Origin of the sequence: Chryseobacterium metallicongregator (assembly GCF_031324065.1) — a bacterium.
Classification (GTDB): domain Bacteria; phylum Bacteroidota; class Bacteroidia; order Flavobacteriales; family Weeksellaceae; genus Chryseobacterium; species Chryseobacterium metallicongregator.
In genome coordinates this window covers 175,228-201,326 of sequence record NZ_JAVIXS010000021.1, presented here as the reverse complement: position 1 = coordinate 201,326, position 26,099 = coordinate 175,228, and the positions used below count along the sequence as shown (strand labels likewise).

Annotated in this window: 20 protein-coding genes; 10 read left to right on the top strand and 10 right to left on the bottom strand. The window is 34.3% G+C overall.

Annotation, left to right across the window (positions count from 1 at the left end):
• Positions 1 to 176: 176 nt before the first annotated feature.
• Positions 177 to 611 carry a ribose 5-phosphate isomerase B gene (gene rpiB / locus REB14_RS23265; RefSeq protein WP_027372149.1) on the bottom strand — a complete coding sequence of 145 codons (435 nt, stop codon included), beginning with the start codon at positions 609 to 611 and terminating at the stop codon, positions 177 to 179.
• 644 nt (positions 612 to 1,255) lie between these two features.
• Here rpiB and REB14_RS23260 point away from each other — a divergent pair.
• Positions 1,256 to 2,446, top strand: a complete 1,191-nt coding sequence (locus REB14_RS23260) for a phosphoglycerate kinase (protein WP_079243688.1) — start codon at positions 1,256 to 1,258, stop codon at positions 2,444 to 2,446.
• A 1,570-nt stretch (positions 2,447 to 4,016) separates the two neighbouring features.
• Here REB14_RS23260 and REB14_RS23255 read toward each other — a convergent pair.
• From REB14_RS23255 to REB14_RS23230, 6 genes are all read right to left on the bottom strand, one after another.
• Positions 4,017 to 4,838: a class I SAM-dependent methyltransferase gene (locus REB14_RS23255; protein ID WP_079243689.1), complete on the bottom strand. Its 822-nt coding sequence runs from the start codon at positions 4,836 to 4,838 to the stop codon at positions 4,017 to 4,019.
• A gap of 114 nt (positions 4,839 to 4,952) precedes the next feature.
• On the bottom strand, positions 4,953 to 6,815 hold the full coding sequence (gene mnmG / locus REB14_RS23250; protein ID WP_309523408.1) for a tRNA uridine-5-carboxymethylaminomethyl(34) synthesis enzyme MnmG: 1,863 nt from the start codon (positions 6,813 to 6,815) through the stop codon (positions 4,953 to 4,955).
• Positions 6,816 to 6,962: 147 nt separating this feature from the next.
• Entirely contained in the window at positions 6,963 to 7,382 is a 420-nt protein-coding gene (ybeY, locus tag REB14_RS23245) for an rRNA maturation RNase YbeY (protein ID WP_047426469.1), read from the bottom strand.
• 5 nt (positions 7,383 to 7,387) lie between these two features.
• Entirely contained in the window at positions 7,388 to 9,547 is a 2,160-nt protein-coding gene (locus REB14_RS23240) for a patatin-like phospholipase family protein (RefSeq protein WP_309523407.1), read from the bottom strand.
• A 2-nt stretch (positions 9,548 to 9,549) separates the two neighbouring features.
• Positions 9,550 to 11,997, bottom strand: a complete 2,448-nt coding sequence (locus REB14_RS23235; RefSeq protein ID WP_309523406.1) for a bifunctional UDP-N-acetylmuramoyl-tripeptide:D-alanyl-D-alanine ligase/alanine racemase — start codon at positions 11,995 to 11,997, stop codon at positions 9,550 to 9,552.
• 198 nt (positions 11,998 to 12,195) lie between these two features.
• Positions 12,196 to 12,783: a thymidine kinase gene (locus REB14_RS23230; RefSeq protein WP_034694049.1), complete on the bottom strand. Its 588-nt coding sequence runs from the start codon at positions 12,781 to 12,783 to the stop codon at positions 12,196 to 12,198.
• 61 nt (positions 12,784 to 12,844) lie between these two features.
• Here REB14_RS23230 and REB14_RS23225 point away from each other — a divergent pair, with 61 nt between their 5' ends.
• The 5 genes from REB14_RS23225 to REB14_RS23205 all read left to right on the top strand — a co-directional run bounded on the left by REB14_RS23225 (position 12,845) and on the right by REB14_RS23205 (position 18,769).
• Positions 12,845 to 14,332, top strand: coding sequence for a hypothetical protein (locus REB14_RS23225; protein WP_079243693.1), 1,488 nt, complete (start codon positions 12,845 to 12,847; stop codon positions 14,330 to 14,332).
• A gap of 2 nt (positions 14,333 to 14,334) precedes the next feature.
• Positions 14,335 to 15,009, top strand: coding sequence for a 16S rRNA (cytidine(1402)-2'-O)-methyltransferase (gene rsmI, locus REB14_RS23220; protein WP_076595170.1), 675 nt, complete (start codon positions 14,335 to 14,337; stop codon positions 15,007 to 15,009).
• Positions 15,010 to 15,015: 6 nt separating this feature from the next.
• Entirely contained in the window at positions 15,016 to 16,527 is a 1,512-nt protein-coding gene (locus tag REB14_RS23215; RefSeq protein WP_309523405.1) for a WG repeat-containing protein, read from the top strand.
• 175 nt (positions 16,528 to 16,702) lie between these two features.
• Positions 16,703 to 17,446, top strand: a complete 744-nt coding sequence (gene fabG / locus REB14_RS23210; RefSeq protein ID WP_034694056.1) for a 3-oxoacyl-[acyl-carrier-protein] reductase — start codon at positions 16,703 to 16,705, stop codon at positions 17,444 to 17,446.
• A gap of 3 nt (positions 17,447 to 17,449) precedes the next feature.
• Positions 17,450 to 18,769, top strand: coding sequence for a DUF6056 family protein (locus REB14_RS23205; protein WP_309523404.1), 1,320 nt, complete (start codon positions 17,450 to 17,452; stop codon positions 18,767 to 18,769).
• Positions 18,770 to 18,812: 43 nt separating this feature from the next.
• Here REB14_RS23205 and REB14_RS23200 read toward each other — a convergent pair whose 3' ends face one another.
• The gene (locus REB14_RS23200; RefSeq protein ID WP_309523403.1) at positions 18,813 to 19,853 is read right to left on the bottom strand and encodes a GMP reductase; all 1,041 of its coding nucleotides are present in this window, start codon (positions 19,851 to 19,853) and stop codon (positions 18,813 to 18,815) included.
• A gap of 61 nt (positions 19,854 to 19,914) precedes the next feature.
• On the opposite strand from REB14_RS23200, the gene REB14_RS23195 reads away from it, so the two are divergent.
• From REB14_RS23195 to REB14_RS23185, 3 genes are read left to right on the top strand one after another with little or no spacing between them, the layout of a single operon-like run.
• Complete coding sequence (locus REB14_RS23195) at positions 19,915 to 20,670, top strand: prolipoprotein diacylglyceryl transferase (protein WP_309523402.1); 756 nt, start codon at positions 19,915 to 19,917, stop codon at positions 20,668 to 20,670.
• Positions 20,667 to 20,903: a hypothetical protein gene (locus tag REB14_RS23190; RefSeq protein ID WP_079243698.1), complete on the top strand. Its 237-nt coding sequence runs from the start codon at positions 20,667 to 20,669 to the stop codon at positions 20,901 to 20,903. The genes REB14_RS23195 and REB14_RS23190 overlap by 4 nt, the downstream gene beginning before the upstream one ends.
• A gap of 10 nt (positions 20,904 to 20,913) precedes the next feature.
• Positions 20,914 to 22,317, top strand: coding sequence for a radical SAM protein (locus REB14_RS23185; protein WP_079243699.1), 1,404 nt, complete (start codon positions 20,914 to 20,916; stop codon positions 22,315 to 22,317).
• Between the two features lie 52 nt (positions 22,318 to 22,369).
• Here REB14_RS23185 and surE read toward each other — a convergent pair whose 3' ends face one another.
• Entirely contained in the window at positions 22,370 to 23,158 is a 789-nt protein-coding gene (surE, locus tag REB14_RS23180; RefSeq protein ID WP_309523401.1) for a 5'/3'-nucleotidase SurE, read from the bottom strand.
• A 289-nt stretch (positions 23,159 to 23,447) separates the two neighbouring features.
• A complete protein-coding gene (locus tag REB14_RS23175; RefSeq protein ID WP_110008970.1) occupies positions 23,448 to 23,618 on the bottom strand; it encodes a lmo0937 family membrane protein in 171 nt (56 codons plus the stop codon).
• Positions 23,619 to 23,961: 343 nt separating this feature from the next.
• Between REB14_RS23175 and REB14_RS23170 the strand changes: the two genes are divergently transcribed.
• Complete coding sequence (locus tag REB14_RS23170; protein ID WP_079243701.1) at positions 23,962 to 26,091, top strand: carboxy terminal-processing peptidase; 2,130 nt, start codon at positions 23,962 to 23,964, stop codon at positions 26,089 to 26,091.
• Positions 26,092 to 26,099: the final 8 nt, after the last annotated feature.

Sequence of the window (26,099 nt, the reverse complement as noted above, 5' to 3'; positions counted from 1 at the left end):
TTTGTATAAATTTAATACAATTCTGGAGAAGAAAAGAGAAAAACCTTTTATTAAATATGTTTCAAATATAAGAAAGGCTTTGGAGAATAATAGAGTGTAATTTCTATTGGACACTGCAAATGTACAAATAAAAAATAAATAAGGCTTGTAAAGTGATTTACAAGCCTTATTTATAATTAGCAAACTGCAATTTTGTCAACTCTGTTCTGGTGTCTTCCACCTTCGAAGTCTGTTGAAAGAAATTTATCTACAATTTCAATCGCCAGTTCTTTAGATATAAATCTTGCCGGCATTGAAATCATGTTAGCATCATTATGTTGTCTTGCCAGTGTTGCAATCTCCGGCATCCAGCATAAAGCACATCTTATTTTCTGGTGTTTGTTCGCAGTGATCTGAACTCCGTTTCCGCTTCCACAGATCAGAATTCCCAGCTCATTTTCTCCGTTTTCCACAGAGGTTGCAGCAGGGTGTACAAAGTCCGGATAATCCACACTGTTTGTGGAAAACGTTCCAAAATCCTGAACTTCAAAACGTTCTGAAAGGTAGTTCTTAACAATCTCCTTATATTCATAGCCTGCATGGTCCGCTGCGATAGCAATTTTTCTTTTCATAATACTCTTATTAAGCTTTATTAGATTCTATTTCCTTACAAAGGTAAGAATAATAACAATTCGTGTTAGTAAACCCTGAGTTAATTGTGAAAAGGTATGTGAATAACTGTGGAAAACTTTTATCAACTTTCTATTTTTAAAGATGAATTTATTTCGTAATAGAAAATCTTTTCTCAAACTTTTACCACAACTTTCCAGATGTTTTCTTCAGCTATCCCCAGATTTTTCCATAATAAAATAACTAATAATGGTTTCATTTCAAAGTTATCAACATTTGTTAATAAGTATGTGAAATAGCGGGTTTACAGAGATTTATATTGTGAATTAAATATGAGTTGAATAAAAGTTGAATGTTATCAATTTTTAGCCTAAAACTTATCCCCGAAACTAACAACACTCAACAACAACTACATTATTCTTTTTTTTAAAAGAGAAAAAATTGTTGATTAATGGGTGATTGGGTTCGGGGAAAGTTTTTGAAAACTTTTATTTTAATCAAACTGTTGAAAAAGTTTAAAACCTTACATTTGTGAAACAAAAATTCAATGAGATTTATGAAATTGTTCTTGCGAGATTTTACCGAAAGCTAAAACGGATTTTGAGCACGGCGGTTTCATAGGGCTTAGCAAAAAATAAATCTACTTATGAAAACAATCAATGATCTTAATTTTAAAGATAAGAAGGCTCTGGTAAGAGTGGACTTCAATGTTCCACAGGACGATCAACTGAAGGTGACAGACAACACAAGAATTGTTGCTGTGAAACCAACGGTGGAAAAGATCCTTAATGATGGTGGTTCTGTCATCTTAATCACACACCTTGGAAGACCTAAGGGAGAGGTTAAAGATGAATTTTCCCTTAAACATATTGTTGGCGAAGTTTCTGCAGTTTTAGGACAGGAAGTGAAATTTGTTGATGAATGCATTGGAGAAAAGGCAGAGCAAGCAGCTGCAGATTTAAAACCAGGAGAAATCTTACTATTGGAAAATGTACGTTTTCATAATGAAGAGGAAAAAGGAGATACTGCTTTTGCAGAGAAGCTTTCAAAATTAGGAGATGCTTATGTAAATGATGCATTTGGAACGGCACACAGAGCTCACGCTTCCACAGCAGTAATTGCTCAATATTTTCCATCAACTAAATATTTCGGTTTATTGATGGCTAAAGAGCTTCAGGCAATCGATAAAGTATTAAAAAGTGGAGAGAAACCTGTTACTGCTATCCTGGGAGGTTCGAAGGTTTCAACTAAAATCACCATTATAGAAAATATTCTTCCTGCAGTAGATAATCTGATCATTGGAGGTGGTATGGCATTTACTTTTATTAAGGCGCTTGGAGGTAAAATCGGGAATTCTCTTGTAGAAGAAGATAAACTTCCTTTGGCCCTTGAAATTTTAGGAAAAGCTAAAGAGCACAAAGTAAAAGTATATCTTCCGTCTGATGCCATCATCGCTGAAAGCTTTAGTAATGATGTGGAGAGAAAAGAAGTTGATATTTATACAATTCCTGAAGGATGGATGGGACTTGATGCTGGCCACAAATCAAGAGATCAGTTCAATGATGTACTGTTAAATTCAAGAACGATCCTTTGGAATGGGCCAATCGGTGTTTTTGAAATGTCAAATTTTGCGGGTGGAACAGTTGCATTAGGTGAGAGTATTGCTGAAGCAACAAGATTAGGAGCTTTCTCTTTAGTAGGAGGAGGAGACAGTGTTGCTTTCGTAAAGCAATTCGGATATGCTGATCAGGTAAGCTACGTTTCTACCGGAGGTGGAGCAATGCTTGAAAGTCTTGAAGGACTTGAATTACCAGGAGTAGCAGCAATCAATAATTAATAGAAAATAAAAGATATTTTAAAGCCTGCTAATTATATTAGCAGGCTTTTTTATTTCTTAAACTTAAAGAAAATCCTTTATTGATCGTAGTTTTAATAATATTTTAGATATAACTTATAGTTATATATAGAGGGGTTGAATTCTCTTTCAGGTACTTATGTTTTTCAGGAAATTTATGATCAGGATATTCTTATAAAATTTATCAATTTAAGTGTTTTTAATTCTTGTTTTATTCTCTTTTTGCTTTGGTAAATGACCATGATTTTTGCAGTACTATTGATATATAAAAAAGATTTTTTCTATGAATTATACTTTGTATTTCGAAATGTATAAAGAAGTAATTGATATGATTTTATGAAAAGTATTAGAGGATTGGTAGGAGAGAGTTGTGATTTTTTTTCCAATTATAATAAGGCTTTATTTACCTTTTTGAATAAGAACTTGAGAGAGTGGTATTAAAATTACCGGTTTCTTGGAATAGTATTTTATATTGTTTTAATTTTTAAATTTCTATTAGAAAAAGGAAGATATAAATTTTTGGAAATTTTAAATATTTAAATTCAATGATTTATTTATTTCACATATCAGTGATAGTGTTGTATCTTATTGATTATTAATAATTAAACTAATTTATTAACTATATTATCCTTTATTATTTTCATTTGATATTCTTACTGCAATAACAGAAATCAATAGGTAACTACAACAAAATGAATAAGTTATTTGCTTTTAGAATTTTTAAGACCTCTTTCCAGGATAAATTTAAATGAGTTTTAATTTTTTATTTCTTAGACTTAAAAATTTTCCATGAAGTTTAAAATCGTTTAGGTGCTTTCAATTTTTAAATTTTTTTATTGAGTATTGATTTTTGAAATTCTCTGCAATTATTAATTTTTACTTTTTTCCAGTTTTCATAAAAAACAGAAACTGTCAATTTTTATCAATTTTATTTTTTTTGAAATAGAGTAAAATTATTTTTCATCAAAAATGATGGAGTGGAGTAGGGTAGGTTTTTTTTATCATAGAAGAATTACTTTAGAACGAAATTTGATTTTCTATTTCTTTATCGTCAGTAATATATTTGGCAGAACAGCTTTAATTTTTTCATTTCAATAAAATCGTCGAAAAACGACCTTCATAAATAGCCTAAAAATCGATTTTCTAACTTTTTTAGAGTATTTGTATCTTATTTTATTTTGAAGTTAATTTTAAATTGTTTTTGTGGTAATTTGTATTGTAAAAACTAAATTTCTTCTTTTTTTTCGCTGTTTTTATGCTTTTGTTAAAATTTGAGTTAAAAAGTTCAAGGAATACTTTAAGAAGATAAATCAAGGGATAGGTAATTTGTATTTCTCTCTATTTTTTAAATGGAGTAGGGGAGATATTTTTTATTGATCGGTAAGGAAGGTAAATTTCAATCTTATTTTTTGATTTGATAAAATTGAGGAAGAATTATTATTTTGGATATGATAGAGAAAAAGAAAACTCAGGAGAAATAAATCCTGAGTTTTTATTTTTAAGTTAAAAATGCTGAAAATCGGCTTTCATAAATGGGTCAAAAATCGATTTTCTATCTTTTTTCAATAATATATATCAAACTCGAAAATTCGTTGGAAAACAACGCTTTTACGTTCGAAATCGTTCCGTAAACAACAGCTTTTACCCAAAATAGGGGTGATTTTTTGTATTTTTCGCTCAACATCGAGATGTAGTAGGAATCAAGTACCAAAGGTTTGATCTTTCTCATTTTCCAGTCTGGATTTTTAGAAAATAAATTTTCCATTCCGTTTTTAGAAAAATGGTAGACATGTCTTGGCACATCATAAGCAGCCCAATATTCTTTATAATGTTTGGCGTCATAAGAAGTAGGGTTGGGAACTGCGATAATAAGTATTCCTTTTTCTTTTAATTTTCCATGAAATTTGCGGAGCATTTCATCCTGGTTTTCGATATGTTCAAATACATGCCAGAGTGTAATAGCATCTAAAGTGTTATCTTCAATTTTATGAATATCATCTAAAATTGAAGCTTTTGCTATTTTTCCCTGTGCTGCTTTTCTGGCATCAGCATCCGGTTCAAAGCCGAAGGTTTCAAAATCATTTTCTATATATTTTACAAACTCTCCGGCACCGCATCCGTAGTCAAGAACTTTTGATCCCTTTTTTATTCTGTCTACCAGTATGTTTTTTTTATACTGCAGATTAAAAGACTGTAGGAATTTATAAAGTTTTTCTTTTAAACTTCCGGAATCCTGGTGATGAGAAATGTAATCTTCACTTTCATAATATCTGGAAATATTGGATGGAATAGGAGTGGTTTTAAAGACTCCTTTTGTTTCAGTCTCTTTAATCTCAAATATTTCCTGTGAAAGAAAATGATCTTTTATTTTCATTGAAGTAAATATCTTTTATATGGTAAAAAAATTAAGATATTCAGAAGTGTTTTACGCTTATAAATACCTTAATTTTTGTTTTTATTTTCTAATGTTTCACGTGAAACATTTTTTTTAGCGCCCTAGGTAAACTAATAAAACGTTGATATCAGCTGGAGAAACACCACTTATTCTTCCAGCTTGTGCAATAGTCTTCGGACGAACGTTAGACATCTTCTGCTTTGCTTCTGCAGAAAGGCTGGAAAGCTTTGTGTAATCAAAATCTTCAGGAATTTTAATGTTTTCCAGACGATTTAACTTAGCAACATTTTCTTTTTCTTTCTCAATATATCCTTTATACTTGATATTAATCTCTGCCTGTTCTCTTACTTCATCATTATATTGAGTAGAAACTTCTTTGATAAAATCAATTTCATCCAGTTTTTCTAATGTCATATTAGGTCTGGTAAGAATTTGAGCTGCTCTGTAGGCCTGATCTACAGGACTACTTTCAATAGATTCCAGAACTGGATTGATAATGCCTGGTTTTAAAGAAGTTTCACGAAGAAACTCTTCAAGTGACTGACTTTCAGATATTTTAGTTTCAACTCGTCTTAATCTGTCTTCTTTTGCTAATCCTAACTGATATGCTTTTTCTGTTAATCTGATATCGGCATTATCCTGTCTTAAAAGAAGTCTGTATTCTGCACGTGAAGTAAACATTCTGTAAGGTTCTTCAGTTCCTTTTGTAATCAGGTCATCAATTAATACTCCAATATAAGCTTCGTCTCTGTTTAAGATAAAATCTCCTTTTTCATGAACTTTATTGTGTGCATTGATTCCGGCAATTAATCCTTGACCTGCTGCTTCTTCATATCCGGTTGTTCCATTGATCTGTCCTGCGAAATATAAATTGTCAATTAGTTTAGTTTCGAGTGTATGCTTTAATTGGGTAGGAGGGAAGTAGTCGTATTCAATAGCATAACCGGGACGGAAAACTTTTACATTTTCAAATCCTGGAATATGTTTCATTGCTTTGATCTGTACATCCTCAGGAAGAGAAGAACTGAATCCGTTTACATAGATTTCTACTGTTTTCCATCCTTCAGGTTCTACGAAAAGCTGATGTCTGTTTCTTTCTGCAAAACGATTAATTTTATCTTCAATACTTGGGCAGTATCTTGGACCTAAACTTTGAATAGTTCCATTAAACATTGGACTTCTGTCAAAACCTTCTCTTAAAATATCGTGTACTGTTTCGTTAGTGTATACGATATGACAGCTTAATTGTTTTGTCAGTTTCGGAGTATCAAGGTAGCTGAATTTTTGAGGATTTTGATCTCCTTTCTGTTCTTCCATTTTTGAATAATCCAAACTTCTTCCATCTACTCTTGGTGGAGTTCCGGTTTTCATTCTTCCTGCTTCAAAACCTAAAGTGACCAATTGTTCTGTAATTCCAAAAGCTCTTGGTTCACCCATCCTTCCTCCGCCTAATTGTTTATCTCCAACGTGAATTAATCCGTTAAGAAAAGTTCCGTTAGTAAGTACTACAGATTTTCCTTTGATCTCAATTCCTAAAGAAGTAACAACTCCTGCTACTTTATTATTTTCAACAATCAGTTGTTTTACCATATCCTGAAAGAAATCAAGATTGGGAGTATTCTCTAATGCTAAGCGCCATTCTTCAGCAAAAAGCATTCTGTCATTTTGGGTTCTCGGAGACCACATCGCAGGACCTTTTGAAAGATTCAGCATCTTGAATTGGATAGCAGATTTGTCTGCCACAATTCCGGAATATCCTCCCATTGCATCAATCTCTCTTACGATCTGTCCTTTTGCGATTCCGCCCATTGCCGGGTTGCAACTCATCTGTCCGATGGTCTGCATATTCATTGTAATAAGTAGGGTTTTTGAACCGAGGTTAGCTGCTGCGGCAGCGGCTTCACAACCTGCGTGTCCGGCACCTACTACTATCACATCATATATTTCTGAAATCATTTTTATCTCGCTTGTTTTAAGCTTTAAACCTTATCTTTATAACCAATGTTTCACGTGAAACATTTTTGAAGAATGCACTCTAGATAAACTTATATTGTTGCTAGAATAGAGTACTTTAGATATGGGACTTTAAGTGATTGTTCAATTCTAAAACTTTAAATCCCTGTATTTATCCAGGTACAGATCTTCCATTCTCCGCATCTCTTTTTCTTCCTCTTCCGTCTTATCTTTATAGCCTGCAAGGTGTAAAATACCATGGGCTAAAACCCTTCTTAATTCTTCTTCATAATCTCGGGAAAGGGTAGAGGCGTTATCAGAAATGCGCTGCAAAGATACGAAAATCTCAGCGCTTATTGTCTTGCCTTTTACATAATCAAAAGTGATAATATCTGTATAATAATCATGCTGCAAATAATCCTGATTGATCTTAAGAAGATATTCATCATCACAGAAAATGTAATTGATTTCTCCTGTTTTTTTTCCTTCTGAAAGAATAAGATCTTCCAGCCATTTTTTGTAATCTGTACTTACCGACTCTGGTAAGTTTTCATAAAAGAACTGTATCATTTTTTTTAAAACCAGTGTCCTAATATAACACTGAATATACCTTTTTGGTTATTTTTTAGGGAGTGGCTAAAGTTTACTTTTATCTGCCCGAAAGGAGATTTGTAACCTGCCGTAATTCCCAGTGAACTATAATTTACTTTAACTGCATCCTCAAACTTGATATCGTTTGATAAGTTAGCAAAGGTAAAGTTTCCGCTGATAAAATAGTTTTTATTAAACTTAAACTGTACATCATTAGAAGCCAGTATTACATTGTTTGTATAAAGCTGAGCAAAATAGAATCCTCCGAAACTTTTAAAATTCATAAGATTCTGCTCAAAAATTCCTCCTAATCTATATTGGTAATAGGCAGGAAGATTTTCACCAAGTGTAACCCCTCCAAATAAATTCAGACGATAACTGAATTGTTTGCCAAGTGGAATGTTAAGCCTTAGGTCTGCTTTAATCTGAATGATTCTTTTATCAACTTCAGACTTTAATAGATCTACAACCTTTCCTTCAGCAGCAAAATAAACCCCTTTGGTCGGGAATTCCTTATCATCCTGTGTGTCGGTTTTTATGAAAATATAAGGATTTAAAAAACGGCTGTATCGTCTGTTATCTCCATTGCTGTTTTCTGCTTTAAAATAGTCATGGCTTATACCACCACCAATGGCGAATTTGTCCTTCCATATGGACTGTATATAGGCTTCATTTCTGATCCATTCCCAACGGTCTACTACGTAATTGTCTACATTCTTTATATCAAAACTCATCCCGGATGAATAAAGGCCAACTCCCGGAATGTATCCGTTATCTATAAAATAATTCAGGTAATATCTCAAGCGATCTCCTACAACGACATCCAGGGAAAGGTTAGAATTTTTGAATAAAAGTCTTTTTGCAGAATAATTTAAAAGAAGTCCTGTTTTAAAAACTTCGTCATAATGGAGTCCGAATTTTAAAAAATGGCGGGCATCATCTTCAGTGACGTAAAGCTTCAGGTAGTTGGCGTCATTTTCCTGAACGATATCATAATTAATAAATTTGTAGTTGTTGGTGGCAACCAGTTTATCGATCATTTTATTGATACTTCCATAGGTCTGCAAAGAGGGGAGGCGTAATCCCATTTTACCAAGGGTATAGTTTTTACCGTAAATTTTACTTCCTTCAATAGAAATGCTATCGATCTTATAAACATTGGAATATATCGGATTTACACGTTGTCTGAGGCGATCAAATGGTTTCTTTGGAAGTTGGTCCAGGATCTGGGAATATTTTAATCCTTCCACATATCCGCTATCCAGAATTTTCTTTTTATCATCATAGCTTGTTGCGGACATCCCTTTCAGGTTAGGTTTGATATTAATATCTGTATATTTATATTGTTTTCGGGTATCTTTTTTGATTCCGAAATCAATAACCTGGTTCAGAATGGCAATAATATTGTTTAAATCCTCTCTTTTGGATAGATCCTGATTAAGGTCCACACCGATGACGATATCAATTCCTTTGTCCTTTAAAGGCTTTGAAGGATAGTTTACCGTCATAGCTCCGTCAATATAAATGCTATCCCCAATTTTTACAGGATCCATTAAAGAAGGGAATGCGGAACTTGCCATAATGGACTGTACCAGATCTCCCTTTTCAAAGATCTGCATATTACCGCTTTCAAGATTGGTAGCGACGCAAAGGAATGGAATAGGCATTTTGGAAAAGTCCTCAATATTAGAAACATTTTTAAAAAGTTCTTTCAGAAGATAAACATTTCTCTGGCCGGTACTGATGGAGGAGGGAAGTGTGATTTTTCCGTTTTTAAGCGGAATGGATAAAAGATATTTGTCTACAGATTTATTAAAAAAGCTGGCTTCCTGCCGGGACTTTGGATCCATAATCAGAGAATAGAAATCCGTATCCATGACTATTTTTTCTATTTCTTTCCCGGAATAGCCGGCGGCATACAATCCACCTACAATAGCTCCCATGCTGGTTCCGGAAATATAGTCTACTTTCACTCCCAAAGAATCTAATACTTTAAGAACTCCGACATGTGAAAAACCCTTGGCACCACCACCTGCAAGTGATAACCCTATTTTTGGATTTTTCGGAATTACCAAATTTTTTTTTACCTGAGAATGGATCAATAATAATTGGAATATGGAAAGCAGAATCAGGAGTTTTCTCATAGTTAATCTTTTATATAAATCCGTTTCACCCGGGGTGAAATGGAGGTTAATACTTCATAGGTTATCGTTTTGCAGTATCCTGCGAATTCTTTTAAGCTTGGTTTGGCATTGAAAACAGTTACCGTATCGCCTTCTTTTATGCTAGGAATATGGTCTACATTAATCATCATCATATCCATACAGATATTTCCGACAATAGGTGCAAGAGTCTTATTTACCCCTACATTTCCTACCTGATTTCCAATGAGTCTCGGAATTCCGTCTGCATATCCTACAGGAATCGTTGCAATTCTCGTAGAATGATCTGCTTTATATTTTCTGCTGTAGCCTACTGATTCACCATTTTCAACAGTTGATATCTGTGAAATTACGGTTTTAAAGCTTACCACAGATCGTAATTGTTTCTGTATTTCAGGATCTGCAGATTCTCCCAGCATACCAATACCGATTCTCACCATGTCATGCTGATGATCTTTATAGCTTGTAATTCCTGCCGAATTCAGAATATGACGGATAGGGGTGTAGCCTAGTTTTTCAATAAGATAACTTGAATTTTTTTCGAATACATCAAGTTGTTTTAAAGTGAATTCTTTTTCTTCAGGCATATCAGAAGATGATAAATGACTGAAAAGGCTTTGAACCTTTACGTTTTTCTGACTTAAAGTTTCGCTTAACTGATCCAGCTCAAAATCTTTGAAACCAAGACGGTGCATTCCTGTTTCCAGCTTAATATGGATTGGATATTTCTTATCATATCCGGATCTCTGAACTGCTTCATAGAATAATTCCAGAACTCTGAAACTGTAAATTTCAGGCTCAAGGTTGTATTCTATTATAGTCTGATAGCTGTGCTGCTCAGGATTCATAACAATAATAGGAGTCGTGATCCCTTTTTTACGAAGTTCTACCCCTTCATCTGCATAGGCTACCCCAAGATAATCTATATGATGATGCTGAAGAAATTCTGAAACTTCAAAGCTTCCCAGTCCGTAAGCATTGGCTTTTACCATAGCCATCATTTTAGTTCCCGGTTTCAGGAGCGATTTATGATAGTTGATATTATGAAGAATTGCATTAAGATTCACTTCCAGTACCGTATCATGTTTTCTTAGTTCAAGAATATCTTTCAGCTTTTCGATTTCAAATTTTCTGGCTCCTTTAAGCAGAATAATCTGATTTTCTAGTTCAGTAAGATGTTTACTTTCAATGAGCTCTTTGGTGTCAATAAAAGTATATGTTTTAGCTTTAAATAATTCACTAAAGTTTGATATTTCATCTCCGATTAAGAATACAGAATCAAAATGCTGCTCATTCACCAGCTCAGAAACTTCTTCATACAATTCTTTGGCGTTGGAATTCACTCCTACAATATCTGTTAAGACCAGAGATTTTTTAGATTTGTTGTATTCATTCAAAAATTGCAGAGCAGTCTTCAAAGAATCGAGGTCTAGATTAAAAGAATCATTAATGACAATATTGCCCTTAATTCCTTCAATCGCTTCAAGCCTCATTTCAACGGCTTTTAAAAGGTTGATTTTTTCAACGATCTTTTTATTTTCGATATTCAGTTCCTTGAGTACGGAGATAAGCGCCATAGCATTGGTTAATGTAGCTTCGTCTCTCTGATGAACAGGAAAACTGATTTCTTCACCCAAATATTCAACAATGATGTTTTCATCTTTGGAAATATTGTTTTTGATGAAAACCTGATTGTCTTTTTTAAAACCGTAAGAAATTAATTTTTTATCGGAATAGGAATTTTTAATTTTTTGATCCACCAGAGAATTATCTCCATTATAAATGATGACTTCAGAATTATTAAAAAGACTGATCTTTTCATCTATCAATTCTTCGTCAGAAGAAAAGTTGGCAGCATGGGCAGTTCCGATGTGGGTAAGCAGTCCGATCTGAGGATGGAAAATATTTTCAAGTTTTTCCATTTCATGCGGTTTTGAAATCCCTACCTCAAAAATCCCCAGCTGATGGGAGTTGTTGATCTGAAGAAGAGACAATGGAAGACCGATCTGAGAATTAAAACTTTTAGGGCTTTTTACAGTAGGAAACTCGTTCCATACACATTGATATAACCATTCTTTTAAAATAGTCTTACCATTACTTCCTGTAATTCCGATCGATTGTAAATGAGAATTTTCGAAATGATACTTTGCTAATTTTTGAAGAAACTCTACGGAATTTTCAACAATAATCCAGGTAATATTTTCAAACTCAGGATAGTGATGTTCAGAAATAATGACATTGATACCTCTGTCCATTGCAGATTCAATAAACTTTTCTCCGGAATTTTTCTGAGTATTGATCGCAATAAAGGCTGTATTTTTGGTAGAATAAATAATTCTGCTGTCGTAAGCTATATTTTTGATCAATAAATTTCCGTCTCCAATGATTTGTGCATTGGTGATCTCTGCAATGTGTTGTACTGTATAATTCATTGGTACCCTTTCTGCTTTATTTAGAGCGAAACTGCAAAAAGGTAAAATTGCAAAAGAAATAAAGACCATTTTATCATCTTCTTTCCTTTTTTAATATTTTACAATAAAGCTTTTTCGCTTTTCATTTTAATATTAAGTGAATATATTGTATGGTTTGATGCAAACAGCATTTTTCTCTGTTTTGCCTTTATCCATTTATTATTTTCTTTTTGAAAGTACTTCGTCAATAAAAACACGGCGGCTTACTGCTTCATAGCTTTCTGTTTCTCCTAATTCTACCAGATTATCTCCCTGAGAAGTTCTCATGGAATAGTTGGCCAGATTACCTGTTCTCTTACAAATAGCATGCACTTTTGTAACATATTCGGCAGTCGCCATCAAATTAGGCATTGGTCCGAACGGACGGCCCAAAAAATCCATATCCAATCCTGCAATAACTACTCTGATACCACTATTGGCAAGCTGATTGGCAACATCCACAATGCTTTCATCAAAAAACTGAGCTTCATCAATGGCTACTACATCACAATTGGAAGCCAACAGAAGAATTTCATTAGGGTTTTCTACTGCTGTACTACGGATTTTATTCTGATTATGAGAGACTACATCCTCTTCAGAATACCGTATATCCATTTTAGGTTTAAAAATTTCCACATTCTGTCCTGCCATTTCCGCTCTTCGTAATCTGCGGATAAGTTCCTCGGTTTTACCGGAAAACATAGAGCCACAAATTACTTCCATCCAACCACTTTGTTTGGAATGATTAATTGTATTTTCTAAAAACATTTGTTAAATTAGCCGTATATTTTTAACATCAAAAGTAAGCAATTTTAATAAGAATCTTATTATGCAGAATATCCAAGATTTAAAGGAAAAGATTTTTTTTGAATCCATGAATATCATTGATAATCTGGACAAAATAAGCAATATAGACGAATTACTTTCCAAGCAAGATCTTGTAGATGAGCTTGCTAACAGGATTTCTTTTTTGAAACTGCTGGAAAAAAATATTGAATACTTCGTAGCAGACAATACGACACAGAATCCGGACTATCAGTATACCTCTTTTGTTTCAGGTGAAACAGAACATCATGATACCGGAAATGAAGTGATGGAAGAAGAAGCTATTTTCAATAATGAACTGAACGAAATTGATGAAAATGAAGTTTTTTCAGACGAATCTGAAGAAGAAGAGGCTGTTTTCAACAATCAGTTGAATGAAATTGTTGAAAATGAATTCCATGAAAATATCGTAAGCTTTGTAGAAGAAAATAATGAAGAAAAATTAGCTGAAAATATTCAGGAAGAGACTCCTGAATATGAAAATCTGGAAGAAGAAGCCGTTTTCAATAATCAGCTGAACGAAATTGATGAAAATGAAATTTCAGAGGAACAGAGAGCGGTTCTGAGCTTTGTAGATGAAGATAAAATTCTTGCGGATTCTACACCGGATTCGGATGAAGATCTTAATGAAGATCTGTTTCATAATGAAGTCACAGAAGAAGAAGCTATTTTCAATAATCAGCTTAATGAAATAGAAGAGCAGGAGGAAGAAGAAATTGCCAAGTCGGAGTCTGAAAAAGAAACGGATTTTGCTGTTGTAAATGATGTAAAACCTCCAGTAACGGAAACAATTCCGAGTATTTTTGATACGGAAACGCTGGATGATGAAATCCTGATTGAAGAAAACGAAGAACAGTTTGTAGCTTCAAATGTTTCCATAGAGCAGGGAGAAATGGCGACAGAAACTTCTAATGTGGAAAATATTCTGAGTGAGATAAAAAATGACCATTCAGAAGAACCTATAAAAGAAGAAAGCATCCTTGCTGAAGTCTATGACCGAAGAAAAATTGTTGAAATCGATAAACCTGTTCCCGAAGAAACAGATAAACATCCTTCTGATGAAAGCTTCGAAAATTTAGAAGAATATCATCGGGAGAAAAAAATAAAATTAGCCAATATCAAAGGAATGAAGGCTGTTCAGTCACTTTTTGATGACGACCACCTGGAGCTTCCCAAAGAAGAGAAAACTTCTCCTGTTGTAAAAGAAGACTCAGGAAGTATTCTGAAATCCAATATTCCGACCAATTTCATGGAAGCAGACAAGCTGAAACCTGAATTTAAGCTGGATCTGAATGACAGGCTTGCCTTCACGAAGATGCTTTTTGAAGGAAGCCAGGCAGATCTGAACGATACTGTTTATCAGCTGAATCAATTCAGAACGCTGGAAGAAGCCAAAGAATATCTCAGCGATCTGTACTACGACAGAAAATGGAATAAGGTGGATGAATATGCACAGAGACTTTGGATATTGGTAGAAAATAAATTCTTATAATTTTGAGCGGAATCCTATATTTTGTTCCCACACCTGTCGGGAACCTGGAAGATATGACATTCAGGGCAGTAAATGTGCTGAAAGAAGTAGATTATATTTTATGTGAAGACACCAGAACTTCAGGAGTACTTTTAAAACATTTTGAGATCTCCAAGCCTTTAAAGTCCTATCATTTACACAATGAGCATCAGGCAACGGAGAAAGTGATTACAGATCTTAAAAACGGGCAGAATATTGCTATTATTACCGATGCGGGAACACCTGGTATCTCAGATCCCGGATATTTGCTGGCAAAAGCAGGAGCAGATAATAATATTGACATGATTTGCCTTCCCGGAGCAACCGCTCTGATTCCGGCACTTGTGGTTTCGGGACTTCCTAATAATGAATTTTTATTCGCAGGATTTCTGCCGCAGAAAAAAGGAAGACAAACCAAACTGAAACAGCTTGCTGAAGAAAAAAAGACCATTGTTTTGTACGAAAGTCCTCATAAAATCAATACTACACTGGAGCAGATTAAAGAATTCTTCGGAGAAGAAACCAAAGTAAGCTTAAGCAGAGAGATTTCTAAAAAATTTGAAGAAACCAAACGCGGAACAATCAATGAATTAATTGAGTTTTCCAAGAGTAAAACTTTAAAAGGAGAGATCGTTCTTATTGTCAATAATTCTATTTAATTTTCTTTGAAAAAATTAGTTTTTGTATTGTGTTCTGTAGTCTGTACAGCACAGACTAACCAATATATGAAGGTAATCCTGTCGAAAAAAACAGGGAAAGAAATCAGTTCTTATTCGGAGGGATATGGAACATTCTATGATACTGGTTACAAGAAACAGGGAATTGTTGATTCTTTAGGAACTATAACATTTGAATCTCCTTACAAAGGAAGTATTCTGCATGTTTTCAAAAACCGGTTTATCCTTTATTCTGAAGAAGGAAATAGTAGAAAATCAGCTGTTATTGACGAAAAAGGGATAGAACTTATTCCCCTGAACGATCAAGAGTTTAATACACCGTGGTGGAGTGAAGATTGTATTATTTCATCAAAAAAGAATACAGAAGCGGTCTATGATTTTAACGGAAAGGAAATCATTCCTTATTCTGAAAAAATCCGTTTTTCAGGTAAGAACAGACTTTTTGTTTTAAAAGATAAAAAATGGTTTTTGTATGACCTTAATGGAAAACAGCTCAGCAATCGTGAATTTAAAGAAGATTATAGCTTTGATGAGGGTAGAGCACTAATCATCAATGAAGACAACGAAAAAGAAATTGTTGGAAGTAATGGCCAGACTCTGCACAAATTTTCAAAACAAGTGGTCGATATCAATGCCTATCCTTATCTGATTACCCAAAATAAGGCTACAGGAAAATATGGCTTGATTGATGCTGATGGAGATACAATTGCTGACGAAATCTATAACGATATCACCCCTGAATACTTTGGTAAAAAAGAGTATATCTATCTTACAAAAAAAGGAAAAACAACAGTTTTCAGTAAAAAAGACAAGAAGCTGTATGCACAGGCTTTTAAATATTTAAATCCTTTATTGAATAATTATTTCAGTGTCTACAATGATAAGATAAAGAAATCTGGAATTATAGACCTGGAAGGAAATATTATTCTTCCTCTGGAATATGATTTTATCAGAAGTTTTACCATTTCAGGAAAAGACTTTATTTACCTTAAAAAAGGAAATGAAGAGAAATTTCTTGATAAAAATCTTAAAAATATGGTAGAAACCGGAGTTCAGATTTTGGGCTTTTATCCTGATAATCTTATTGTTGGAAAAGAGAATCGGTACTACAGGTTTTCTTTGGAAGATCAGTCATTATCTGAATTGAAGAATATCAGCCAGATAAAAAATGAAGATGTTGAATATTTTAATCCTCTTAATCAGTATTCAAAACCTTTGGTCTGCAGAAATACAGGCAATTTATATGGAATTCTGGATGGGAAAGGAAAAGAAATTGTACCCTTTGTTTACGAAGATATTATCACATTCGGGAATGCTGAAAACGAAATTGTCGTTAAAAAAGAAGGAAAATTCGGAGTTTCCAATTTTCAGAATGAGCCTTTGAAAGAAATTATTTATGATAAATATTTCTGGCAAAAAGAGGTATTAAGACTGGATAAGAGTAAAAAAACAGACTTTATTTACTTCACCAGATTTAGAAATAATCTTGGTCAACTTTAATGAAAATCCTGATAATCATCAAAAAAAATAGTAGTATTTTGACAATTTAAATGGGTTGAATAACATTTTATAATATCTTTGCAAACCGTTTAATTCCAGAAAGGAATTGTAGAAACATGAAGAGGCAGCTGTCACAAGCTGAACGAGTTATAAAAGAAAATAATTGTCAATAGATATGAAAATATTAGAAGGAAAAGTAGCACTAATTACCGGAGCTACAAGAGGAATCGGTAAAGGTATCGCTGAAATGTTTGCTCAACAAGGAGCAAAAGTGGCATTTACCTACGCTGGCTCTGTAGACAAAGCAAAAGAATTAGAAGCAGCTTTAAGTTCTGTAACCCAAATTAAGGGATATCAGTCTGACGCATCAGATTATGATGCAGCACAGAAATTGGTGGAAGATGTAATGGCAGAGTTCGGACAGATTGATATTTTGGTAAACAATGCAGGGATTACAAAAGATAACCTGTTATTGAGAATGTCCAAAGAAGATTGGGATAAAGTAATCAAAGTAAACTTAGATTCAGTTTTCAACCTTACAAAAGCGGTAATCAAGCCGATGATGAAGGCAAGATCAGGATCTATCATCAATATGACTTCTGTAGTAGGTGTGAAAGGTAATGCCGGACAAGCCAACTATGCAGCTTCTAAAGCTGGGGTAATCGGATTTACAAAATCTGTGGCACTGGAGTTAGGATCAAGAAATATCAGATGTAATGCGATTGCACCCGGATTTATTGAAACAGAAATGACTGCTGTTCTGGATGAAAAAACAGTTCAGGGATGGAGAGAAGAAATTCCAATGAAGAGAGGAGGACAGCCAGCAGATATCGCCAATGCTTGTGTATTCTTAGGCAGCGAAATGTCAGCATACATTACCGGACAGACATTAAACGTTGACGGTGGAATGTTAACTTAAAAAATGAAAAAAGCACAGAATATAGTATTATTCTTGTCAGTTTTAATAGGCATCGGTCTGGCATACATTAGTTTCTTTAATGTATATCAGACCGATGATTATTTTTGCTCCTATTCTACCAGAAAATTAGGATTGCTGCAATGTTTTATAGATACCTATACAACATGGGGCGGAAGGTATTTCGGATATTCTATTAATATGTTTAATCCTGTCTTTTATGACAGTAAAAATATTGTTCCGAAAATCTATCCTGTTTTTTTAATGCTTTCCTTTATTGGAGTTTCTGCACTAAACTTGAAAGAATATTTCAACTATTCTTTCAAAGAGTCTATTAAAAAAGGCTTTCTTCTATTTTTCTTTTATACCATACTTCTGGTAAGCCTGCCTGAACATTACTTCTGGATCACAGGTTCCAATATCTACTTCGTTCCTGCAATTTTAGCGGGTATTTTACTCTATTTTATTAAAAAAAATAAAGATACAGGAGAATATATATGGTTTTATCTTTCCATACTGCTTGTCGTAATGCTGATGGGTTCTAATGAAATTCTGGCATTGATTATATGGGGAATTCTGTTGGTGTCTTATTATCAGAAACGTAATAAAAAAAACCTGACTTTGGTATTGACTGCAAGCGTCTTTTTAATGGTAAGTTTTCTTGCACCAGGGAACTTCAACAGGATGGGTGAAACCGAACAAGGAATTATAAAATGGGCAAAAAGAATAGGCCTTTTTGGAGCCAATACACTCTATGTTACAGCTAAAGTTCTTTTAATACTCCCTTTATTGATGATGGTTTTTGAAGAAGAACTCAAAAAAATAACCAGTCAGATAACCTTTAAAAAAGCTGTTTTATTCTGGATGGTTTCATTGATTCCTTTGTTATTTACAGGGTATATTCTTACCTCTATCGCGAGGCAGTTTGAAAGTATTATCTTCTATTTCTTAATTACCTTTTCACTGATTGTCTTTTTTAAATTTGAAAAAATTAAAAAACTTTGGTGGATTTCCCTTTTCATTATTTTCCTTCCTGAGCTCAAAGTTTTCCCGGAGAAATATTCTTATTTTAATATTGATCTTAATGGTGAAAATATAGTCATGGAGCTTTTGGCTACAGATCTTAAGGAATATGAAAGAGAGATGAATGAAAGAGTTGATATGATTAAAAACTCTTCTCAGGATTCCGTGGTGGTAGACAAAATAAAAGAAGTTCCAAGAATTTTACATATGGATGAAATGGCTTCTGTAAAAGAGGAAAAAACCTATGTAAATGATCAGCTTGAAAAATATTTCAATAAAAAATACATCAGAACAAAAGAATAATAAAAGGCTTTAGAAAATTTATCTAAAGCCTTTTATTTTATTTCTAGTCCTTAAAAACCTGGTTTTCCTGTTCCTGAACCCTTATAAAAGTTGTTCTTTTGGACAGTTCCTTAAGCTTCGAAGCACCTACATAAGTACATGTGGATCTTACACCTCCTAAAATATCCTTTACAGTGTCTGAAACCGGCCCTTTATAGGCTACTTTCACAGTTTTTCCTTCAGAAGCACGGTATTCTGCTACGCCTCCGGAATGTTTGTCCATGGCTGTTTTAGAACTCATTCCATAGAAAGAACGATATTTTTTACCGTTTTCTTCAATCATTTCTCCGCCACTTTCATCATGTCCGGCAAACATTCCGCCCAGCATGACGAAATCTGCACCTCCACCAAAGGCTTTTGCTACATCACCGGGAACTTTACATCCGCCATCAGCGATGATATGTCCGCCCAGTCCATGAGCCGCATCAGCACATTCTATGATTGCAGAAAGCTGAGGATATCCAACTCCGGTTTTTACTCTGGTAGTACATACTGATCCGGGGCCAATGCCTACTTTGATGATGTCTGCACCTACCAATAGAAGCTCTTCCACCATTTCTCCGGTAACCACATTTCCGGCCATAATAATTTTATCCGGGAAATTGGCCCTTGCTTTCTTCACAAATTCAACGAAATGCTCAGAATATCCATTGGCTACATCTATACAGAGAAACTCAATTTTTGGGTGCTTTTCGAGAATCTGTTTTATTTTTTCTTCATCTGCTTTTCCTGTTCCGGTACTCAAAGCAATATACTGATGAATACTTTCAGGCTGGCTGTCCAGAAACTGGCTCCATTCAGCAGGAGTATAATGTTTATGAACTGCAGTAATAATTTTCTCTTTTGCCAGCTCTACGGCCATTTCAAAAGTTCCTACCGTATCCATATTGGCAGCAATTACGGGAACTCCTGTCCATTTTTTCTTCGTATGCTTAAAGGTAAATTCTCTTTGTAAATCAACTTCTGAACGGGATTTTAAAGTAGAACGTTTAGGGCGGAACATTACATCCTTGAACCCCAGTTTTATGTCATATTCTATACGCATTTTGTAATTATTTGTCAGAATAAAGGTAGTGAATAATATGAAATAGTGTATTTTTGAAATAATGGATTTTCCTGTAACATTTCATATTTTCGGCAAAACAATCCTTGCACATCCGCTTTTTGAGGCTGCCGGAATGTTTCTGGGCATGAGATATTATTTTTATCTGAAACGTAAGTCTAAGGAAAAACTTTCTTTCAATACTTCTGCTGCAGTTTTAATTGGTGCTACTGCCGGAGCTTTGATAGGTTCCAAGCTGATTGGTAATCTTGAAAACCCTTATGCATTATTTGAAAATTTTTCTATCAGAAAGTTCTGGTCAAACAATACTATTGTAGGCGGACTGGCTTTTGGTTTAATGGGAGTAGAGCTGGCAAAAAAGATTGTACATCATAAAGAAAGTACGGGAGATCTTATTGTTTTTCCCCTGATATTGGCCATGATTATAGGCAGAATAGGGTGTTTTCTTACAGGGGTTTATGAAGAAACATATGGTATTCCTACTGATTCTGTTTTTGGAATGCATTTGGGGGACCAATATCTCAGACATCCTGTTGCCTTGTATGAAATAGCCTTTTTAATTCTTCTTTGGATTGGATTAAAGTATATTCAGAGTAGTAAAAAATACCCTTCCGGTTTTATATTTAAGCTGTTTATGCTCAGCTATTTTACATTCAGATTCCTTTTGGATTTTATAAAACCAAGGGTAGAAATCATTGGAAATATGGGTACGATTCAAATGGTGTGTATCTGTGTAATTATTTACTACATTTATAAAATTAAAAATACCGGATCTTTATATTTGAAATATTCAAGATGAAAACATTAACTATTTTAGAAGGGAATCTCAATCTGGCTGGGGTAGTGATAATGATTATTGGTGCAATTATTTTGATAGCACTGGTTTTTTCCCTCATCGTCGCTTTTATTACAAAACTTATTTATGAAAGAAAAGAAGACCGGAAATTCACCAGGAAACAATTTATCCAGACTATGCTTATCTCCCTTCTGATCTGTGGATTGATCAGCGGTTATATTTGCGGAGGACTTTAAAAAATTTGCTATGCCAGTAAGAAATTATACTTATTACGATTATACAATCAGTCTTTGCCCGGAATGTCTTAAAAGGGTAGGTGCCAAAATCATTATTGAGGATGAAACTGTTTTTATGACCAAAAGATGTCCGGATCATGGATTTTTTAAAACAAAAATAGCTTCTGATGTACAGTATTATAAAAATATAAGAAACTATAATAAAGCCTCTGAAATGCCCCTTCATTTCGGAACCGATGTGGAATATGGCTGTCCCTATGATTGTGGACTATGTGTAGATCATGAACAGCATAGCTGTCTTTCTATCGTAGAAGTTACAGATCGTTGTAATCTGACCTGTCCCACCTGTTATGCGATGTCCTCACCCCATTATGGAAGTCACAGAAGTCTGGAAGAAATTGAGGCTATGTTTGATGTTATTGTAAAAAATGAAGGGGAACCGGACGTGGTGCAGATCAGTGGAGGAGAACCTACAATCCATCCGGAATTTTTCAAAATTATGGATATTGCCAAATCAAAACCGATCAAACATCTGATGCTGAACACCAACGGAATCAGAATAGCCAATGATCCGGGATTTGCAGAACAATTGGCGACGTATGCTCCTGAGTTTGAAGTTTACCTTCAGTTTGATTCATTCAAACCTGAAGTTCTGGAAGATTTCAGAGGAAAGGATCTTACTGTAGTCAGAATGAAGGCGCTGGAAAAACTCAATGAACTTAACCTTTCTACCACATTGGTGATTGTCCTTCAAAAAGGTAAAAATATTGATGAAATAGGAAAAATTATAGAATTTGCCCTGAAACAGAAGTGCGTAAGAGGAATTACCTTCCAGCCTGTTGAAATTGCCGGAAGAAACCGGGAAGACTCTGCTCATGAAAAAATTACCTTAACGGAGGTAAGACAGGAAATTATCAATCAGTTTCCATTATTAAATTCTGATGATATTATTCCCGTTCCATGTAATCCGGACGCGCTTGCTATGGGATATATCTTGAAACTTCAGGGCGAAACAATTCCTTTAACCCGATATATCAATCCTGCAGATCTTCTGAATAATGAGTCAAGGAATACCATTGTTTACGAACAGGATAAGGGGTTGCATATGCAGCTGCTGGATATTTTCAGTACCGGAATTTCCGTAGATAAAGTTCAGCCTAAAATCAATCAGTTACTGTGCTGTCTGCCGGATGTTTGTGCTCCGGATCTTGACTATGATAACCTTTTCAGAATAATTATCATGAACTTTATGGATGCTCATGATTTTGATGTAAGAGCGGTGAAGAAGTCTTGCGTACATATTGTCAATAAAGACCTGAAGTTAATCCCTTTTGAAACCATGAACCTTTTTTACAGAGATGAAAAAAAGGCTTATCTGGAAGAACTCAGGAAAGAAGATAAAGTATTATTTTAACAATACAAAAACAAAGCGTGAAATCCAATTTCACGCTTTTATATCTCTTTGGTTATTTTACTTCTTTTATATTTTCAAAAGTCATCACTTCTTCCAATGTTTTCATATACTCATAAGCTGTCAGGTCAAACTTTACCGGAACAATAGAAATATATCCGTTAGCCAATGCTGTTTCATCAGCATCTTCAGAGTCATCCATATTGTTGAAATAACCGGTTAGCCAGTAATATTTTTTACCGTGCGGATTGATTCTTTCGTCAAAGCTTTCTTCCCATTTGGCATTGGCCTGTTTACAGACTTTTACTCCCTTAATCTCTTCTGCTGGAAGTTTAGGAATATTTACGTTCAGTACAACTCCTTTTGGCATTGGGTTTTCCAATGTTCTTCTTACAATATTCTGAATAAATTCCTTAGCCTGACTAAAATCCGCTTCCCAGCTGAAATCCAGTAATGAGAATCCAATAGCAGGAATTCCCTCTACACCAGCTTCTACCGCAGCAGACATTGTTCCGGAATAGATTACATTGATAGAAGAATTTGCTCCGTGATTGATCCCTGAAACTACAATATCAGGTCTTCTGGTCAGAATTTTATCAAGAGCCATTTTTACACAGTCTACAGGAGTTCCGCTGCAAGAAAAATCTGTCTGCGGGCCATCCAGGGTAACTTCTTCGTAACTTAGGGTAGAATTGATAGTAATAGCGTGGCCTTTTCCACTTTGAGGAGAGTTGGGTGCTACAACCACTACTTCTCCGATTTCATTCATAAAACTGATAAGATTTCTGATACCAGGAGCTGTAATTCCGTCATCATTAGTCACCAGAATAAGTGGTCTTTCCATAAATTATCTTTAATTTTTTATTTAAATAGAATGAGTTTGTTCATTTTCAGAATTGAACAAATAGATTTTCAACACATCAAATGTAGGTAAAAATCAGACGCAATAAAATACCGGATTGGGAATGGCTGTAGCAAGAAGAGAAATAAAATTCTCATACTTTGACTAATAGAATGAAGAACAAAGCATAGATAAAGAAAAACAACTAGTGCAGAAAATAAAACTGAAATGAAGGAAATTTAATATGAATTTCATTTCAGTTTTAATTTAAGTGGTTATACAAAATAATAAACTAGTCGAGAGGTTTTCTGCCGGAAATGATATTATAAAGAATAACAATAATGGCAATGACCAGTAAAACGTGAATTAAATAACCTGTGCTCATTCCAGGAACGACTCCTAACATTCCCAATAGCCAAACAACGATGCAGATGACTGCTACTAACCATAATAAACTTTTCATGACTTAATATTTTGAATTTGTATGGTAAATTCTCTGCATATTTTATGCCTTTATGGGTTAAAATTGATTTTTGTGGTATGTGTTTTTTGTTTTTTGATTAAAAAATTAAAATCTGGATATGCCTGACAAAAGGAATGGTCAGTATCATTTTATAATGAAACTGTCTGATAATAGGAAATGACTCATACTGTCTTGATTATTTGCAAATCTCTTTAAATAAAAATGATCAAAACTGTCGATATTTGTAAATAAGGTATTAAATTTGATCATTTGTAACAGTACCAAACTTACTGCTACTAATTATTATACTTATTTTAAAAAAATTAATAAATAAAGACAGTTTATGTGGAAAAATTTCAAACTGAATAAATTTTTACTCCTGATTCCATTAACCAGTCTAATGTTTTGTTTCAACTCGCCACAGAATGACGATGAAAAGATGCAGACGATAATGGTGAGCGTAAAAAACACACTTTCTTATCTGCATTATAGCCCGAAATCTATCAATGATGCCTATTCGAAGGATGTTTATAAGCATTATTTCGAATTGGTAGATCCAGCGAAAAGATATTTTCTGCAATCTGATATGGATGAATTCAGCAAGCATGAAACCAAGCTTGATGACTATATCGGACAAGGTGATCTTACATTCTATAAGCTTACGATTGACAGACTCTACCAAAGAGTAGATGAGATTGATAAAATCACGCAGGATATTTTCAGCAAACCCATCAATCTTCAGGAAGATGAAACGCTTACTCTTGAGCCCAAACTAAAAAAAGTACCTGCCAACAAACAGGAACAGTATAATGAGTGGAAAAAATTCATCAAATACAACATCCTTCAGGAAGTTGAGTCGATGAACAGCAAAGAAGAGGCTCAGAAAGAAAAGAAAGATTCTGTTCAGAAATACAAACTGAAAGATACTATCAAGTTTAAGCCACTTACTCAGGACGAAAAGATCAAAAAAGCGACTGATGAAGTAAAAGACCTTGTAAAAGATACTTTCACAAGATTCAAAAAGAGAAAGAAAATGGATTGGTTTACCGTGTATATGAATGCGTATACAGAAGTATTCGATCCACATACAAACTATTATTCTCCAAAAGATAAAGAAGATTTTGATACTCAGTTTACAGGAAAAGTAATTGGTATAGGAGCTCTGATTCAGGAGAAAAAAGGAAATCTTTACTTGGGAGCACTTACCATTGGTGCACCGGCATGGAAATCAAAGCAGCTTTCAGAAGGAGATAAAATCCTGAAAGTAAGATCAAAACCGAAAGAAGATGCTGTAAATGTGGTAGGAATGCTTTCTGATGAAGCGGTAAGATTAATCAGAGGAGAGAAAGGAACTCCGGTAACATTAACTGTTCAGAAAAAAGACGGTACCATTAAAGATGTAACCATGATCCGTGAAGAGGTTGCTATTGAAGATACTTTTGCAAGAAGTATTGTGGTGAATACTCCAACTGGAAAAAAATACGGCTTCATCAATCTGCCAAGCTTTAATGCTGATTTTGAAAATGCCAAAGGAAGAAATGCTTCTGATGATATCAAAAATGAAATCATTAAGCTTAAAGAACAGAACATTCAGGGAATTATTCTTGACCTTAGAAATAATGGAGGAGGTTCCTTAACGGAAGTAGGAGATATCATGGGACTTTTCATGGAAGCAGGTCCTTACGTTCAGGTGAAAGACGGAAACGGTAAAATACAGACGCTTAAGAACAAAAATGAAACTCCAATCTGGACAGGTCCGTTGGTTATCATGCAAAATGAACTTTCCGCTTCAGCTTCAGAAATCCTTGCAGGAGTAATGCAGGATTATGGTAGAGCGATGATTATCGGATCTCCGCAGTCATTCGGAAAAGGTACCGTTCAGACTTTTGTTGACCTGAACAGATTCCTGAACACTGAAGATGATTTCGGATCTCTAAAACTGACAATTCAGAAGTTCTACAGAATTACCGGAGAATCTACACAGAGAAAAGGAATCGTGTCTGATATCCAGATGAAAGACTTCTTTACGTATGCTGAAGTAGGAGAACGATATGATGATTATGCACTGGCTTGGGATAAAATTCCACCTACAAAATTCCAGAAACTGAATTATTTCAACATCCAGGCGCTGGAGAAAGCAAGTGCAGACAGAATGGCTAAAAACAGCAATTATCAGTTGTTACTAGAATCTGCTCAATGGAGAGAAAAACTGGATAAAGAAGAAAATATCACTTTGAATATCACCAAGTTCAACGAGCTGATGAAGAACAGAAAATCTCAGATTGAAAAGTTCAAAGCTTTGACAAAATTTGAAAACGGACTTCAGTTCATGATGTATCCAAGTGAAATTGAAAGAGAGAAAAAAGACGAAGCTTTCAAGAAAAAATCTGAAATGTGGATCAAGAATCTGAAAAAAGATCTTTACCTGCAGGAAGCAATGAATATTGTATCAGATATGGGAGCTAAATCCTAAACATAAAA